General features: G+C 70.6%; 15 protein-coding genes. 7 read left to right on the top strand and 8 right to left on the bottom strand.

Annotated features, from left to right (window positions below; all coding sequences use genetic code 11):
• Positions 1-320: 320 nt before the first annotated feature.
• The 5 genes from urtE to urtA all read right to left on the bottom strand — a co-directional run bounded on the left by urtE (position 321) and on the right by urtA (position 6,123).
• Positions 321-1,016, bottom strand: coding sequence for an urea ABC transporter ATP-binding subunit UrtE (gene urtE / locus MCBMB27_RS04950; RefSeq protein ID WP_075379989.1), 696 nt, complete (start codon positions 1,014-1,016; stop codon positions 321-323).
• 2 nt (positions 1,017-1,018) lie between these two features.
• Complete coding sequence (urtD, locus tag MCBMB27_RS04945; RefSeq protein ID WP_075379988.1) at positions 1,019-1,816, bottom strand: urea ABC transporter ATP-binding protein UrtD; 798 nt, start codon at positions 1,814-1,816, stop codon at positions 1,019-1,021.
• On the bottom strand, positions 1,813-2,967 hold the full coding sequence (gene urtC, locus MCBMB27_RS04940) for an urea ABC transporter permease subunit UrtC (protein ID WP_075379987.1): 1,155 nt from the start codon (positions 2,965-2,967) through the stop codon (positions 1,813-1,815). The genes urtD and urtC overlap by 4 nt, the downstream gene beginning before the upstream one ends.
• Before the next feature lie 5 nt (positions 2,968-2,972).
• A complete protein-coding gene (gene urtB, locus MCBMB27_RS04935) occupies positions 2,973-4,547 on the bottom strand; it encodes an urea ABC transporter permease subunit UrtB (protein ID WP_075379986.1) in 1,575 nt (524 codons plus the stop codon).
• A 280-nt stretch (positions 4,548-4,827) separates the two neighbouring features.
• On the bottom strand, positions 4,828-6,123 hold the full coding sequence (gene urtA / locus MCBMB27_RS04930) for an urea ABC transporter substrate-binding protein (protein ID WP_043355066.1): 1,296 nt from the start codon (positions 6,121-6,123) through the stop codon (positions 4,828-4,830).
• 326 nt (positions 6,124-6,449) lie between these two features.
• On the opposite strand from urtA, the gene MCBMB27_RS04925 reads away from it, so the two are divergent.
• The gene (locus tag MCBMB27_RS04925; protein WP_043355064.1) at positions 6,450-6,668 is read left to right on the top strand and encodes a DUF6894 family protein; all 219 of its coding nucleotides are present in this window, start codon (positions 6,450-6,452) and stop codon (positions 6,666-6,668) included.
• 308 nt (positions 6,669-6,976) lie between these two features.
• Entirely contained in the window at positions 6,977-7,756 is a 780-nt protein-coding gene (locus MCBMB27_RS04920) for a Crp/Fnr family transcriptional regulator (protein WP_043389319.1), read from the top strand.
• A 49-nt stretch (positions 7,757-7,805) separates the two neighbouring features.
• Here the strand turns inward: MCBMB27_RS04920 and MCBMB27_RS04915 are convergent, their stop codons facing one another.
• Positions 7,806-8,522: an HWE histidine kinase domain-containing protein gene (locus tag MCBMB27_RS04915; RefSeq protein WP_043355062.1), complete on the bottom strand. Its 717-nt coding sequence runs from the start codon at positions 8,520-8,522 to the stop codon at positions 7,806-7,808.
• Between the two features lie 57 nt (positions 8,523-8,579).
• On the bottom strand, positions 8,580-9,311 hold the full coding sequence (locus MCBMB27_RS04910; protein WP_075379985.1) for a Crp/Fnr family transcriptional regulator: 732 nt from the start codon (positions 9,309-9,311) through the stop codon (positions 8,580-8,582).
• 425 nt (positions 9,312-9,736) lie between these two features.
• Here MCBMB27_RS04910 and MCBMB27_RS04905 point away from each other — a divergent pair, with 425 nt between their 5' ends.
• Genes MCBMB27_RS04905 through MCBMB27_RS04885 form a run of 5 tightly spaced genes read left to right on the top strand, consistent with a single transcriptional unit; the run spans position 9,737 to position 14,807 of the window.
• Positions 9,737-10,666: an ABC transporter ATP-binding protein gene (locus MCBMB27_RS04905; protein ID WP_043756571.1), complete on the top strand. Its 930-nt coding sequence runs from the start codon at positions 9,737-9,739 to the stop codon at positions 10,664-10,666.
• Positions 10,663-11,556 carry a branched-chain amino acid ABC transporter permease gene (locus MCBMB27_RS04900; RefSeq protein WP_075379984.1) on the top strand — a complete coding sequence of 298 codons (894 nt, stop codon included), beginning with the start codon at positions 10,663-10,665 and terminating at the stop codon, positions 11,554-11,556. Before MCBMB27_RS04905 ends, MCBMB27_RS04900 begins: the two co-directional genes overlap by 4 nt.
• A gap of 7 nt (positions 11,557-11,563) precedes the next feature.
• Positions 11,564-12,598 (top strand): branched-chain amino acid ABC transporter permease, encoded by a 1,035-nt coding sequence (locus tag MCBMB27_RS04895; protein WP_075379983.1) that lies wholly within the window; start codon positions 11,564-11,566, stop codon positions 12,596-12,598.
• A gap of 33 nt (positions 12,599-12,631) precedes the next feature.
• Positions 12,632-13,999 (top strand): ABC transporter substrate-binding protein, encoded by a 1,368-nt coding sequence (locus MCBMB27_RS04890; protein WP_075379982.1) that lies wholly within the window; start codon positions 12,632-12,634, stop codon positions 13,997-13,999.
• Positions 14,000-14,006: 7 nt separating this feature from the next.
• Complete coding sequence (locus tag MCBMB27_RS04885) at positions 14,007-14,807, top strand: ABC transporter ATP-binding protein (protein WP_075379981.1); 801 nt, start codon at positions 14,007-14,009, stop codon at positions 14,805-14,807.
• A gap of 27 nt (positions 14,808-14,834) precedes the next feature.
• On the opposite strand, the gene MCBMB27_RS04880 is transcribed toward MCBMB27_RS04885, so the two are convergent.
• Positions 14,835-15,056 carry a hypothetical protein gene (locus MCBMB27_RS04880; RefSeq protein ID WP_075379980.1) on the bottom strand — a complete coding sequence of 74 codons (222 nt, stop codon included), beginning with the start codon at positions 15,054-15,056 and terminating at the stop codon, positions 14,835-14,837.
• Between the last annotated feature and the right edge of the window lie 49 nt (positions 15,057-15,105).

The following is a 15,105-nucleotide window of genomic DNA, read 5'->3' as shown; positions in this document are numbered from 1 at the left end:
ATCGGTCGCGTTCGTCATGAGGCCCCACCGCCTGTCAGCGCGGACCGGTCTGCGGACGCGGCCTTGGTAGGGAGATGGTGACCAGCTCGCCGGTGATCGGATCCAGGATCGTCATGGGCGCCCCCGTGGTTGGCCCGCATGGCGAACCCAAATTGTGGTTTAACCTTGGCCGAACGAGGCGGTGAACACAGATTTCGTGACCGGCGTTTCGGATGCCCATCGTCTGATTGCTGAACATCCGTCCGAATAATCGGATCGGAGGTCCGGATTCCCAAGTGCCTCCGGCGCAGCACCGGCAGGGGCGTGGCGACCGGCGCGCCCTACACCGACATCCACCGGAGCACGTCGGCCTCCACCATCCCGGCCCGGGGGCCGGCGAGCACCACCTGCCCGCGATCCATCACCGCGTAGGAATCGCAGAGGTCGCGCGCCCACGCGAAATACTGCTCGACCAGCACGATCGCCATCTCGCCCCTGGACCGGAGATAGGTGATCGCCCGGCCGATATCCTTGATGATCGAGGGCTGGATGCCCTCCGTGGGCTCGTCGAGCACGAGGAGCTTCGGCCGGGTCACCAGCGCCCGGGCGATGGCGAGCTGCTGCTGCTGGCCCCCCGAGAGATCGCCGCCGCGCCGGTGCAGCATGTCCTTGAGCACCGGGAACAGGTCGTAGATCTCCCCCGGGATGTGGCGGTCGCGGCGCTTCAGCGGCGCGAAGCCGGTCTCCAGGTTCTCCTTGACGGTGAGCAGCGGGAAGATCTCGCGGCCCTGGGGCACGAAGGCGATCCCGGCCCGCGCCCGGTCGTAGGGGGCGAGGTTCTGGATGGGACGGCCGTCGAGCCGGATCACGCCGGAGCGCACCGGCTGCTGGCCGACGATCGCCCGCATGAGCGAGGTCTTGCCCACGCCGTTGCGGCCGAGCACCGTCGTCACCTGCCCGGCCTCGGCCGTCAGGGAGACGCCGCGGAGCGCCTGGGCGGCGCCGTAATAGAGGTCGATGCCTTCGACACTGAGCATGGTCATCGTCCCAGATAGACTTCGACCACCCGCGGGTCGGCCGAGACCGCGTCGATCGAGCCCTCGGCCAGCACCGCGCCCTCGTGCAGGCAGGTGACCCGGCAGCCGAGGTCGCGGACGAAGTGCATGTCGTGCTCCACCACGAGGACGGCGTGCTCGCCCGCGATCCGCCGGAGCAGCCGGGCGGTCTCGGCGGTCTCAGCGTCGGTCATGCCGGCCACAGGCTCGTCGACCAGCAGGAGCTTGGGGTCCTGGGCGAGGAGCATGCCGATCTCCAGCCACTGCTTCTGGCCGTGGCTGAGATCGGCGGCCGGGCGGCCCCGGTGGGCCAGCAGGCCGACGGTCTCCAAGAGGGCGTCGATCCGCGCGGCCTCCACCCGGTTGCGCCAGCCGAACAGGGAGGCGAAGGCCGCGCGGGGGCCTTTGAGGGCGAGCAGGATGTTGTCGGCGACCGTGTGGCTCTCGAACACGGTCGGCTTCTGGAACTTGCGGCCGATGCCGAGGTCGGCGATCGCCGGCTCGTCGCTCCTGAGCAGGTCATGGGTGCCGTCGAACAGCGCGATGCCGCTGTCCGGCCGGGTCTTGCCGGTGATGCAGTCCATCATGGTGGTCTTGCCGGCGCCGTTCGGCCCGATGATCGCCCGCAACTCGCCCCGGGCCAGGGTCAGCGACAGGCCGCGCAGGGCCTTGTAGCCGTCGAAGGTGACCCGCAGGTCGTCGAGGTAGAGGAGCGCGTCCGTCTCCCGCTTCCGGTTGGCGGGCCCCCGGGCGTCCGGGCGCTCAACGAGGTCGGTGCTCACGAGCCCTGCCCTTCTTCGGCGAGTTTCGGGGCGATGTCGGGCTCCGGCGGCAGCGTGGCGGCGGCGCGCCGGGAGCCGAGACGCTCGATCGCAGTGCCGACGAGGCCGCGCGGCAGGAACAGCGTCACGACCACGAACAGGCCGCCGAGCGCGAACAGCCACGCGTCGGGCATCACGCCGGTGAGCACGGTTTTGGCGTAGTTGACCAGCACGGCGCCCAGAGCCGCGCCGACCAGCGTGCCGCGCCCGCCCACCGCCACCCAGATCACCGTCTCGATGGAGTTGGTGGGGGCGAACTCCCCCGGGTTGATGATGCCGACCTGCGGCACGTAGAGGGCGCCGGCGACGCCGGCCATCATGGCCGAGACCGTGAAGGCCAGCGTCTTGAAGTGCTCCGGCCGGTAGCCGAGGAAGCGCGTGCGGCTCTCGGCATCGCGCACGGCGATCAGGATCTTGCCGTAGGCCGAGACCGTCATGACCCGGGCGATCAGGTAGCCGAGCGCCAGCGCCACGCCGGTGGCCACGAAGATGCCCACGCGAAAACCCTGCGCCTGGACCGAAAATCCCAGAAGGTCCTTGAAGTCGGTGAGCCCGTTGTTGCCGCCGAGCCCCATGTCGTTGCGGAAGAAGGCGAGCATCAGCGCGTAGGTCAGCGCCTGGGTGATGATCGACAGGTAGACGCCCGTGACCCGCGACCGGAAGGCGAGCCAGCCGAACACGAAGGCGAGCAGCCCCGGCACCAGCAGCACCATGAGGGCCGCGAAGGCGAAGTGGTCGAACCCGTACCAGTACCAGGGCAGGGCCTTGTAGTTCAGGAACACCATGAAGTCGGGCAGGACCGGGTTGCCGTAGACGCCCCGGGAGCCGATCTGGCGCATCAGGTACATACCCATCGCGTAGCCGCCCAGCGCGAAGAACGCCGCGTGGCCGAGCGAGAGGATGCCGCAATAGCCCCAGACGAGGTCGAGGCTCACCGCGAGCAGCGCGTAGGCGAGGTACTTGCCGAACAGCGACACGAGGTAGGTCGGCAGGTGCAGGCCGGAGCCCTCCGGCACCGCGAGGTTCAGCACCGGCACGGCGCCGCAGAAGGCGGCCAGGACGGCGAGGAAGATCCAGCCCTTCAGGTCGATGAGGGGCGCGCGGGACGGCATGGGGCTCACGATTCCACCGCCCGGCCCTTGAGCGCGAACAGGCCGCGCGGGCGCTTCTGGATGAACAGGATGATGAAGACCAGGAGGCCGATCTTGGCGAGCACCGCGCCGACATACGGCTCGGCGAGCTTGTTGACGACGCCGAGTGTCAGCGCCGCCACCAGCGTCCCCCAGAGGTTGCCGACGCCGCCGAACACGACCACGAGGAAAGAGTCGATGATGTAGCCCTGGCCGAGATTGGGCGAGACGTTGTCGATCTGCGACAGCGCCACCCCGGCGATGCCGGCGATGCCGGAGCCGAGCCCGAAGGTCAGGGCATCGACGTAGGGGGTGCGGATGCCCATGGCGGCGGCCATGCGCCGGTTCTGGGTGACCGCCCGGGTCTTCAGGCCGAACGACGTTCTTCTGAGCACGAACAGCAGGCCCAGGAACACGGCCAGCGCGAACGCGATGATCCACATCCGGCCCCAGGTGATCGACAGGCCGTAGAAATCGAAAGCGCCGCTCATGAAGGCGGGGGCGCCGACCTCGCGGTTGGTCGGACCGAAGATCGAGCGCACGCCCTGCTGGAGCGCGAGGCTGACCCCGAAGGTGGCGAGCAGCGTCTCCAGCGGGCGCCCGTAGAGGAAACGGATGATGAACCGCTCGATCAGCACGCCGACGAGGCCGGCGACCAGGAACGCGCAGGGGATGCTGATCGCCAGCGACCAGCCGAACAGGGACGGCGCCTGGGTGCGGATCACCTCCTGCACGCCATAGGTCGTGTAGGCGCCGAGCATCACCATCTCGCCGTGGGCCATGTTGATCACGCCCATCACCCCGAAGGTGATGGCGAGTCCGATGGCGGCGAGCAGCAGGACCGAGCCCAGCGAGATCCCGTACCAGACGTTCTGGAGGGCCCCGAGGATCGCGAGCCGCGTCTCGATCGCCGCGATGCCCCGGGCGGCGGCATTGCGCACCGCCTCGCTCGGATCCGCCGCCAGACCGCGCAGGATGCCCATCGCGTCGCCATCGCCCCGGGCCTGGATGGCGGGAATTGCGGCAATCCGGTCGGTCTCCGCGGTGCCGGGCCTGGCGAGCAGCACGGCGGCGCGGGCCTCGGTCAAAGCCTGCCGGACGGGCGCGCTGGTCTCGCGCGCCAGGGCGGCGTCGAGGGCCGGCAGGGCCGCCGCGTCCCTTGCCTTGAACACCGCGTCGGCGGCGATGCGCCGCTTTCCCGGATCGGGGCTCGCGAGGTCGAGCTGCCCGCGGGCGGCCTCGATCGCCCGGCGGACCCGGTTGTTGGCGCGCACGGGCTTGAGGTCGGGACTGTCGGCGGCGGCGGCGCCGGTCCGGGCGTCGACCAGAGTGCCGCCCTGCCGGATCAGCAGGGTTCTGTCGGCGGGGCGCACCAGCAGCCGTCCGTCCGACAGGGCCGACAGGATCGCGTCCGCGCGCAGGTCGCCGCTGGCGGCGAGGCCGGAGACGCCCGCCTCGATCTCGGCGTAGCCGTCTCCGGCGAGCTGGCCGTAGGGATCGGGCGCCTGGGCCAGCGCGGGGGCGGCCAGCAGCAGGACGAGGAGGGTGAGGAGACGGAGCATCGAGACTTTCGTTGCGCCTGTGAAGCGGGACGGGGACGCGTGCGGCACCTGAGTTCGCCAACGGGCGGCCGTGGTCTGCACGGATCGGTCGATGCGAGGCGCGACAGGCCCCCTCTCCCGGGCGGGAGAGGGTTGGGGTGAGGGGTGCGCGCTGTCCGGAAGGACCCGATCCCTCACCCTGTCCCTCTCCCGCACGGGAGAGGGGACCCGCGCCTCACCGCGATCCGAAGGTGCCGGACCGAACTGGAGGTCCGGCACCTCCGTTCAGCGGGAGCGCCCCTCAGGCGCCGCCGCAGGTCTTGGTCTTGGTGTTGTAGTTGCCGCACTTGAGCTTGACCCAGTCGGCCTCGAGGTCCTTCGAGCCCTCGAGCTGCTTCGACCACGCCTCGCCGGGGATCAGCGTGTCGGTCTTCCACACCACGTCGAACTGGCCGTTCGCCTCGATCTCGCCGATGAAGACCGGCTTGGTGATGTGGTGGTTCGGCAGCATCGTGGCGGTGCCGCCGGTGAGGTTCTTCTGCTCGATGCCCGGCAGCGCGTCGATCACCTTGTCGGGGTCGGTGGTGCCGGCCTTCTCGACCGCCTTCACCCACATGTTGAAGCCGATATAGTGGGCCTCCATCGGGTCGTTGGTGACGGCCTTGGGGTTCTTCTTGAACGCCTGCCACTTCTTGATGAAGGCCTCGTTCTCCGGCGTCTTGATCGATTCGAAGTAGTTCCAGGCGGCGAGGTGGCCGACCAGCGGCTTGGCGTCGATGCCGGCGAGCTCCTCCTCGCCCACCGAGAAGGCGACGACCGGGATGTCGGTCGCCTTGATGCCCTGGTTGCCGAGTTCCTTGTAGAACGGCACGTTGGCGTCGCCGTTGATGGTCGAGACCACGGCGGTCTTCTTGCCGGCCGAGCCGAAGGCCTTGATCTTCGACACCTCGGTCTGCCAGTCCGAGAAGCCGAACGGCGTGTAGTTGATCAGGATGTCCTCGTCCTTGACGCCCTTGGACTTGAGGTAGGCTTCGAGGATCTTGTTGGTGGTGCGGGGATAGACGTAGTCGGTCCCCTCCAGCACCCAGCGCTTGGCGCCGCCGCCATCCTCCGACATCAGGTAGTCGACGGCCGGGATCGCCTGCTGGTTCGGGGCGGCGCCGGTGTAGAACACGTTCCGCTCGCTCTCCTCGCCCTCGTACTGGACGGGGTAGAACAGGATGTTGTCGAGTTCCTTGAACACCGGCAGCACCGACTTGCGCGACACGCTGGTCCAGCAGCCGAACACGGCCGCGACCTTGTCCTTGCTGATCAGCTCGCGGGCCTTCTCGGCGAAGAGCGGCCAGTTCGAGGCCGGGTCGACCACCACCGGCTCCAGCTTCTTGCCGAGCACGCCGCCCTTGGCGTTCTGCTCGGCGATGAGCATCAGCATCGCGTCCTTGAGGGTGGTCTCCGAGATCGCCATCGTGCCCGAGAGCGAGTGCAGGATGCCGACCTTGATGGTCTCCTGAGCCCGCGCGGGGCCTGCCCCCAGGGCGCCCATCGCGAGCCCGGCGGCCAGCGCGGCGGCCGAAGCCCAAGTTCCAAATGCCTTCATGGCGGTCCCCTGCGTCGTCTTCCTTGCGACGGTTCGGGGCTTCGCAAATCGTATGCCACATATTTAGGCATGCCTCATCGCGCGGCGGCCCGGCCGGAGCGGCGCACAGATCGGCGGCGTTTCGCCCGCGAGACCGGCAGCTTCATGCTGCTTCGGTCGGCGGCGGGATCAACCGGTGGGCATCTGCCATCGGGTTTTCGCCGACACGTTGATCGGGCGCGGATCGATGCCACTTACCTCAACCCGCGGCGCGCGGACGCGTCGCCCGACGGGCGGCAGCCCGCGGGCGGGTCGAAATCGGGTCCGGGCCTGTGCAGAAGGATGATATGGCAGAGCGCTACTATTTTCGCCTGAGCAGCGACGGCGAGACGATCGAGGACGAGGTGGGCGTCCTGGCCGCGTCGATCGCGCAAGCGGAAGCGGAGGCGCTGGTGCTGATCGAGGAGTTCCGGCGCGCCGGCGAGCTGCCGGACGCCGGGGAGGGCTGGCGCATGGAGATCCACGACGGGGCCGGCACCGTCCTGCGCACGCTTCGGCTTTCCTGATGCGCCGGGCTCACCCGCGCGATCCGGCCGAGCCTGGGCCTGACGGGCGGGTCTGCACGGCCTTTCCGTCGCGTGGCTCGTCCCGGCGCAGGCTGTGGATCCCAAACGGTCCGGCTCTTGCCCGGTTCTGCTGAACGCCGCATCTGGGCAGCGGTATGCCCGGCCGTTCAATGGTCCGGCGGATCGAGGCCGTCGGCATCCGGGGCCGGACGAGACGGTGATGTGATGACCCGAGGGAGTAGGAATAGGCGGTCGCGCGTTTACGCTGGCGCGGCTCCTGATGCGGCGCGGTGCTTCCGGAACATCCCTTGAACCCCTTCCTTCGCAAGCTGGCGCTGCGCGCAGACCTGGATGAGGCCGACATGGCCGCGCTGGACGCTGCGACCAGCGCGACCGCGCAGGTCGAGGCGGGGCGCGACTTGGTCTCGGAAGGCGAGCGGCCCGACGCCGCCTACGTGATCCTTCAGGGATTTGCCTGCCGCTACAAGCTCGTGCCCGACGGGGGGCGATCGATCCTCGCCTATCTGGTGCCCGGCGACGGCTGCGACCTGCACGCCTCCCTCCTCAACCGGGCGATCCACTCCGTGGCGACGCTGACGCCCTGCACCGTCGCCTCCGTGCCCTACCGGACGATCAAGGAGCTCGCCGCCCGCCGGCCCAACATCTACCGCGCCCTGTGGTGGTCGGTTCTGGTCGACGAAGCCGTGCTCCAGGAATGGCTGGTCGGGGTGGGGCGCCGGTCCGCCGACCGGCAGGTCGCCCATATCATCTGCGAACTCTTCGCCCGCCTGAATGCCGTCGGCCTCGGCCTGGAGCCCGACTACCGCCTGCCGCTGGCGCAGTCGGAACTGGCCGACACGGCGGGGCTCTCGAACGTCCACCTCTCGCGGGTCCTCTCGGATCTGCGCAGGGCCGGACTGATCGAGAGCGGACGCAAGAGCGTGCGCGTGCCGAACCTGAAGCGACTGCAGGACTTTTCCGGCTTCACGCCGGATTACCTCCTCCTGCCCGGATCGACCCAGGCCCCGGAGGCGCTCGGCGCGCTCCCCCAGATGACCGGCCAGGTGCGGGCGGCGTCGGGACCGTGAGCGCCGCCGGGGCCGGTGGGGGCCCGCATCGTCCTCCCGGGCCCGGATCTCACCGGCTGTCGCCGTCCCACGCCGTCTCGGGATCCTCGGCGACGTGGCGCCCGATCCGGGCGGTGAGCGGCACGCGGATCGCGCAGCGCAGCCCATCCGGCGCAAAGTGCAGATCGACCGCCGCGCCGAGCTCGTAGGCCAGCATCTCCGTCAGCACGTCCGTGCCGAAGCCGCGCCGGCACGGGGCCGTGATCCCGCTGCCGCCGGTCTCGGCCCAGGCGAGGCTGAGGACAGGCGGCTCGACCTCCAGGTTCACCCGCCACGTGGCGCGGATCCGGCCCTGCGGGAGCGCCAGGGATCCGTGTTCCACCGCGTTGCTGGTCAGTTCGTGCAGGGCCAGCGCAAGAACCTGGGCGGTCTTGGGGCGGAGGCGGACCCGCGGGCCGGCGAGGGTCGCCTGCTCCCCTTCCCGCGCGAGGTGGAACATCAACTCGTCGGAGATCAGGGTGTGCAGGTCGGCATCGCCGAACGCGTCCGTCGCGGCCTGCACGCGCATGATCGCGCCGAACCGTCCGTCGAGATGCGCCACGTAGCTCTCGACATCCGCGGCGCTCTCGGCGGACCGGTGCATGACCGTGCGCAGCATCGCCATCGTGTTGCGCATCCCGTGGCGCAGGCTGTCCGGAAGGCCGGCTTCGTCGAGCAGCCGGCGCAGGCGTGCGTTGTCGGCCTCCAGAGCCGAGAGTCGCTCCGCCGGGTCGCGAGGGTCTGTCATGCCGGGCCACTCCGGATGTCGTTCAACCTGCCTCAATCGCCACGGGGCCGGCAGGGTTCAGCATGCGACGATGCGGTCGACCTCCGTGCGGTGCAGATAGGCGGCGTCGAAATGCGCGAGCCGGGCGAGCGCCGCCGGGTCGTGGATGGTCAGGCGCCGGCTGCGCAGGGTGATCAACCCCAGGCCGCGCAGCTCCTGAAGCGTCCGATTGATGTGCACGCTGGTCTGGCCCATGGCGTCGCCGAGATCGTTCTGCGTCATCGGCATCGCGCAGGTATTGCCGTCCGCCAGCCCGATCGCCGTCAGCCGCGCATACAGCTCGCAGAACAGGTGGGCGAGGCGCTCGATGCCGGTCCGGCTGCCGAGGCTGACGGTCCACTCGCGCTGGATCGCCGCGGTGGCCAGGCTCTCGCGATGGAAGGCCAGGTCGAGCCGCGGGCTGCGGGCGGTCAGATCCCGCATCGCGCTGCCGGAGATCTGGCCGAGGAGCACGGGCGTGATCGCCCCGATCGTGTGATCCATCTCGTCGAGGAGGAACACATGCGGATCGCACGGATCCCCCGGAAGCAGGAGCGAGACGATCTGGCGGCGCCCGTTGGCGAACTGCCGGTACCGGCAGGCCCAGCCGTCGAGGATCACGTTGATGGCGCGGGGATCGTCGCCCTCGTGGATGATGTCGGTGCGCGGGGCGACCATGCGGCTCGGGCCCATGGCGTCGGCCAAGCACATCCGGTCGTCTTCCGAGAGCCGGACGTAGCAATTGAGCTTGTGCGCGAGCGGGCTTGGCATGGCTGCATCTCCGCAACGGCCTGAGCGTGCAACCCTACATTTTGTTTCCGCGCATGAATACTTACATAGATTAGTTTATGCTACCACAAGGTGTCTTTCCGCCCCTGCTGCCGGGCTGATTCAGCGATGTCCGGGCTCTGTCGCCGCGCCGGCAGGGCAAGATCTGGCCGTCCCGTGCGGCCCGTCGGCGCGACGATGGAGGCGATCTCGTGCCGCCGCTCCCCGGCGGGAGAATGTTCGCGTGTCGTCCTGAAATTGGAAAGACTGTGCTTTTGACTTCATCCGCGCTGAGCAGCAGGATTTGAACAGCAGGAGCGTCGAACTGTCCTCCCGGGACGGATCATCGTCTTGCGTCTCGTCTTCTCTCAACGGGTGCCGCCGGTTCGCGCCGAAGCGGGCGGCCTGTCCTGAACGGAATCCGGATCATGCAGCCTGCGCTGCGCCTCGTTCGAACGGGACGGGACGGCAATCGGCCCCTCCTCCCGGGGCCCGCCCCCCGCCCGGCTGCCGTCCCCGCCCCCGGCGGGAGCCCGCATCGGGACCGGGCGGGACGGGTCCTGTCGGTCGAGGGGCTGTCCCTCGCTTTCGGCGGCACGGTGGCCTTCGCGGAAATCGACCTCGCGGTCGGGGCCGGCGAGATCCATGCGGTGATCGGGCCGAACGGCGCCGGCAAATCCTCGCTGATCAACGCGATCACCGGCCTCTATGCGCCTCAGGCCGGGCGGGTGCGGATCGGCGCGGAATCCTTCGCCCGGGTGCCGGCCGGGCGGCTCGCCGCACTGGGCGTGGCCCGGACCTTCCAGAATCTCGCCCTGTTCACGGGCCTGAGCGTCCGCGACAACGTCCTGGCGGGGCTCGCGGCGGCGCGGCGCGCCGGGCTCGGGGCCCAGATCCTGGGCCTGCCGTCGGCCCGGCGGGAGGCGCGGGCGCACCGCGACGCCGCCGAGGCCGTGATCGGCCGCCTCGGCCTCGGAGCCGTGGCCGACCGTCCGGCGGGCAGCCTCCCCTACGGGCTCCAGAAGCGGGTCGAACTCGGCCGGGCCCTGGTGGCCCGGCCGCGACTCCTGCTCCTCGACGAGCCGATGGCCGGCATGACGGCGACCGAGAAGGCCGAGATGACCGGCTTCATCCGGGCGGCGCGGGAGACGTCCGGGGCCGCGATCGTCCTGATCGAGCACGATATCGGCGTCGTCATGCGCCTCTCCGACCGGGTGACCGTGCTCGACCACGGCCGCCGCATCGCCACCGGCACGCCGGCGGAGGTGCAGGCGGACCCGGCGGTCATCGCCGCCTATCTGGGACTCGCGGACGGGGATGCGGACGGGGATGCCGACACGGGCGCGGCCGCCGCATGAGCCCGGATCTCGCCTTCCTGATCGAGGTCGTGGTCGGCGGCCTCCTGTCGGGCGTGATGTACGCCCTCGTGGCGATCGGCTTCGTGCTGATCTACAAGACTTCGGGCGTGCTGAACTTCGCGCAGGGCGCGATGGTGCTGTTCGCCGCCCTCACCTTCGTGAGCCTGACCGAGCGCGGCCTGCCCTTTCCCGCAGCGCTCGCCGCGACCCTCGCCGCGATGGGGGTGGTCGGCCTCGCGGTGGAGCGGACGGTGCTGCGGCCGCTGGTCAACCAGCCGCCGATCACCCTGTTCATGGCGACGCTGGGCGTCGCCTACGTGATCGAGGGCGCGGCCCAGCTCGCCTGGGGCACCCAGGTCCACGGGCTCGACCTCGGCATCGACGACACGCCGATCGATCTCGGCGGCGTGCTGGTGAGCCGGTTCGATCTGTTCGCCGCCGCGACCGCCGGCCTGATGGTGGCGCTCCTCTCCGCCTTCTTCCGCTACACCCGCACCGGCCTCGCCTTCCGGGCGGTGGCGGACGATCCGCTGGCCGCCCTCAACACCGGCCTGCGCCTGCCCCGGATCTGGTCGGCGGTCTGGATCGCCGCCGGGATCGTCGCGCTGGTGGCAGGGCTGCTCTGGGGCGCGCGGCTCGGCGTGCAGTTCTCCCTGTCGCTGGTGGTGCTGAAGGCCCTGCCGGTGCTCGTGCTCGGCGGCTTCGATTCCATCGCCGGTGCGATCGTGGCCGGGCTGATCGTCGGTGCGGTGGAGAAGCTGTCGGAGGTCTATCTCGGGCCCGTCATCGGCGGCGGCATCGAGGGCTGGATCGCCTACGTGGCGGCGCTGGGCTTCCTGCTGGTCCGGCCGTCGGGCCTATTCGGCCTGCGCGCCGTCGAGCGGGTCTGAAGACGCCATGGACGCCCTCCCCCGCGCCGCGCCGCGCCTTCACCTGCCCGCCGGAGCCCTCGGCCTCGGCGCCCTGCTGGTCCTGGCCTACGGGATCGTGCCGCTCACCGGCACGAGCTACCTGTTCGAGGCGCTGCTGACGCCGTTCCTGGCCCTGGCGCTGGCCGGCCTCGGGCTCAACCTGCTCACCGGCTATGCCGGGCTGCTCTCCCTCGGCTCGGCCGCCTTCATGGCGGTCGGGGCCTACGCGGCCTTCAACCTGTCGCTGCGCCTGCCCGGCCTGCCGCTCCCGGCGTCGCTCCTGCTCGCCGGCTTCGTGGCGGCGCTCGCCGGGCTGGCGGCGGGGCTGCCGGCCCTGCGCCTGCGGGGCTTCTACCTCGCGGTCTCGACGCTCGCCGTGCAGTTCTTCGTCGCCTGGGCGCTGAACCGGATCGGCTGGATCTCCGACGACAGCCCCTCGGGCGTCATCACCGCTCCCCGACTGGTGGTGGCCGGCCTGTCCTTCGACGATCCGCGCGGGCGCTACCTGGTCTCGCTCACGGTGGTCACGCTGCTGACCCTCGTCGCGTGGAGGCTCGTGAGCTCCCCCACGGGCCGCAACCTCGTGGCGATCCGCGACAACGAGACCGCCGCCCGCCTCGTCGGCGTGAAGGTCGCCCGGACCAAGCTCCTGGCCTTCGCGGTCTCGTCCTTCGTGATCGGGATCGCCGGGGCGCTGTGGGCCTTCGCGTATCTGCGCACCGTCGAGCCGGCGGGGTTCAACCTCGACCGCTCCTTCCAGATCCTGTTCATCGTCATCATCGGCGGCCTGGGCACCCTGCGCGGCGCCTTCCTGGGCGCGGGCTTCATCGTGGTGCTGCCCCTGCTGCTGGCCCGCCTCGGCGCGGCGCTCCTCGGCGACGGCTTCGATTCCGGCACCCTGGAGATGGTCCAGCGCATCGTCCTCGGCGCCCTGATCGTGGCCGTGCTGATCCGCGAGCCCGCGGGCCTCGCCGCCCTCCTCGACCGGGCCGGCCGCCGCCTCGGCCGCCGCGCCGCCTGATCCCTTCCCCGTCTGACCAACCCCAGGACGACCATGCCCCTGACGACCCGCCTCCGCGCCGCGCTCCTAGCCGGCACCGTGATGCTCGCCGGCGCCGCGCCGCGCGCCGGATGGGCCGACGAGCAGTATTTCCCGCTCCAGAGCTACCGGGTCGGCCCCTACGCGGCCGGCGGGACCGGCTTCTTCGGCGGCTTCATCGACTATCTCAATCTGATCAACGCCCGGGACGGCGGCGTGAACGGCGTCAAGCTCACCTGGAGCGAGGGCGAGACCCAGTACGAGGTCGAGCGCGGGGTCGAGGTCTACGAGCGGCTGAAGTCCCGGCCCGGCATCGCCGCCTGGAACCCGCTCTCGGTGGGCATCGCCTACGCGATGATCGACCGCATCACCGCCGACAGGGTGCCGCTGGTCACGATCAACCACGGCCGCACCGATTCCACCGACGGGCGCGTCTTTCCCTACGTCTTCCCGCTGCTGCTCAACCCCTACAGCGAGACGAGCGGCATCATCCAGTATCTCGGCACCCGCGCGGGCGGCCTCGACAAGCTCAAGGGCAAGACCGTCGCGGTGCTCTACCATGGCTCGCCCTACGGCAAGGAGACGATCCCGATCTACGCGCAGCTCGCCGAGCGGTACGGCTTCACCGTCGCGCAGATCGAGGTGCCCCATCCCGGCAACGAGCAGCAGTCGCAATGGCTGACGATCCGGCGCCTGCGGCCCGATTTCGTGGTGCTGCGCGGCTGGGGCGTGATGAACCCGGTGGCCCTCAAGACCGCCCAGAAGACCGGCTTCCCGGCCGACCGCATCGTCGGCAATGTCTGGTCGAACTCGGAGGAGGACGTGATCCCGGCAGGCGACGCCGCCAAGGGCTACGTCGCCATCACCACCCAGGCCTCGGGGACCGCCTATCCGGTGATCCAGGAGGTCGTCGGCAAGGTCTACGGGGCCGGCAACGGCAACCTCGCCGACAGGAAGCGGATCGGCAGCGTCTACCACAATCTCGGTGTGCTGAACGGCATCCTCAACGTCGAGGCGGTGCGGATCGCGCAAGGCAAGTTCGGTGCGCGCACGCTCACCGGCGACGAGGTGCGCTGGGGCTTCGAGCACCTGCGCCTCGACGAGGCCCGGGTGGCGGCGCTCGGCGCCAAGGGCCTGTTCCACTCGATCAACGTCACCTGCGCCAACCACGAGGGCGAGGGCCGCGTCACCTTCCAGCAATGGGACGGGGCGAAGTGGACTGTGGTGTCCGACTGGATCGCCCCCGACTGGGCGAGCCTGCGCCCGATCATCGAGGCCTCCGCGACCGCCTACGCCAAGGAGCACGGCCTCACCCCGCGCGACTGCGCGGCGGAGGAGGCCGCGGACGCGGCCGGCAAGCAGGCCGCCGCGGCGGCCCGGTGAGCGCCCGATGAGCGCCGCGCCGACCCTCCTGCAGGTCGAGGCCCTGGAGGTCGTCTACAGCGGGGCGGTGCACGCCCTGCACGGCGTCGACCTCGCGGTCCGGGCGGGGGAGATCGTCGCCCTGGTCGGCGCCAACGGCGCCGGCAAGACGACCCTGCTGCGGGCGGTGTCGAACCTGCTGCCGGCCCTGCGCGGCCAGGTCACGGCCGGGCGCCTCGCCTATGACGGACGCGACGTGACGCGGACCCGGACCGACGCCCTCGTCCGCGCCGGGCTCGTGGGCGTGCTGGAGGGCCGTCACTGCTTCCGGGGACTGAGCGTCCAGGAGAATCTCGTCGCGGGCGGACTCGGGCGCGGCTCGGGCCGCAGCGACGTGCGCGCCGACCTGGAGCGGGTCTACGGCCTGTTCCCGCGCCTCGCCGCGAAGCGGGAGGTCGCCGCCGGCCTCCTTTCGGGCGGCGAGCAGCAGATGGCGGCGATCGGCCGGGCCCTGATGGGACGGCCCCGGCTGCTCGTCCTCGACGAGCCGTCCATGGGGCTCGCCCCCCGGGTGGTGGAGGAGATCTACCGGGTGCTCGCCGGCCTGAACCGGGCCGAGGGCCTGACCCTGCTGGTGGCCGAGCAGAATGTCCGTCTCGCCCTGCGCCACGCCCACCACGCCGTCGTGCTGGAGAACGGACGCAGCGCGCTGGCCGGCAGTGCCGCGTCCCTGCGGGCGCGGGACGATGTCCGGTCCCTGTATCTCGGGGGGGCCGAGTGCCCCGAGGCGGCGGCGCCGCCCGAGGCGCGCCGCCGCGCGCCGGCCTGACGGCTCTGGCCTTCCGTGGGGCCTGCGTCAGGATTCCAGATCGGCCCGGCGCAGGGACCAGAGCATGGTCCCGTTCGCGTCGACCAGCCACAGGGCATTCACCGCATCGTCCTCGATCGTCAGTGAGCGTTTGTTGGCGAGGCGTACCGCTTCCTTCGCGTCCGCGGCCGTGAGCATCTCGTCGAGGCGCGGCGCGCCGATCTCCCCGTCCGCGCCACGAACCGCCCCGCGCAGGCGATAATCCGGCATCCATCGACTCCCGTTTCCGACCAGGCTGCCTGAGGTTTGGCGGCGGATG

Origin of the sequence: Methylobacterium phyllosphaerae (assembly GCF_001936175.1) — a bacterium.
GTDB lineage: Bacteria > Pseudomonadota > Alphaproteobacteria > Rhizobiales > Beijerinckiaceae > Methylobacterium > Methylobacterium fujisawaense.
This window is presented reverse-complemented; position numbering and strand designations above follow the sequence as displayed.

Coding starts and splice junctions, on each gene's coding strand:
- urtB (WP_075379986.1), bottom strand. CDS start 4,547: ATGCTCCGTCTCCTCACCCTCCTCGTCCTGCTGCTGGCCGCCCCCGCG.
- MCBMB27_RS04900 (WP_075379984.1), top strand. CDS start 10,663: ATGAGCCCGGATCTCGCCTTCCTGATCGAGGTCGTGGTCGGCGGCCTC.
- urtC (WP_075379987.1), bottom strand. CDS start 2,967: ATGCCGTCCCGCGCGCCCCTCATCGACCTGAAGGGCTGGATCTTCCTC.
- urtE (WP_075379989.1), bottom strand. CDS start 1,016: ATGCTCAGTGTCGAAGGCATCGACCTCTATTACGGCGCCGCCCAGGCG.
- MCBMB27_RS04915 (WP_043355062.1), bottom strand. CDS start 8,522: ATGACAGACCCTCGCGACCCGGCGGAGCGACTCTCGGCTCTGGAGGCC.
- MCBMB27_RS04895 (WP_075379983.1), top strand. CDS start 11,564: ATGGACGCCCTCCCCCGCGCCGCGCCGCGCCTTCACCTGCCCGCCGGA.
- MCBMB27_RS04890 (WP_075379982.1), top strand. CDS start 12,632: ATGCCCCTGACGACCCGCCTCCGCGCCGCGCTCCTAGCCGGCACCGTG.
- MCBMB27_RS04905 (WP_043756571.1), top strand. CDS start 9,737: ATGCAGCCTGCGCTGCGCCTCGTTCGAACGGGACGGGACGGCAATCGG.
- MCBMB27_RS04925 (WP_043355064.1), top strand. CDS start 6,450: ATGGCAGAGCGCTACTATTTTCGCCTGAGCAGCGACGGCGAGACGATC.
- MCBMB27_RS04880 (WP_075379980.1), bottom strand. CDS start 15,056: ATGCCGGATTATCGCCTGCGCGGGGCGGTTCGTGGCGCGGACGGGGAG.
- MCBMB27_RS04885 (WP_075379981.1), top strand. CDS start 14,007: ATGAGCGCCGCGCCGACCCTCCTGCAGGTCGAGGCCCTGGAGGTCGTC.
- urtA (WP_043355066.1), bottom strand. CDS start 6,123: ATGAAGGCATTTGGAACTTGGGCTTCGGCCGCCGCGCTGGCCGCCGGG.
- MCBMB27_RS04910 (WP_075379985.1), bottom strand. CDS start 9,311: ATGCCAAGCCCGCTCGCGCACAAGCTCAATTGCTACGTCCGGCTCTCG.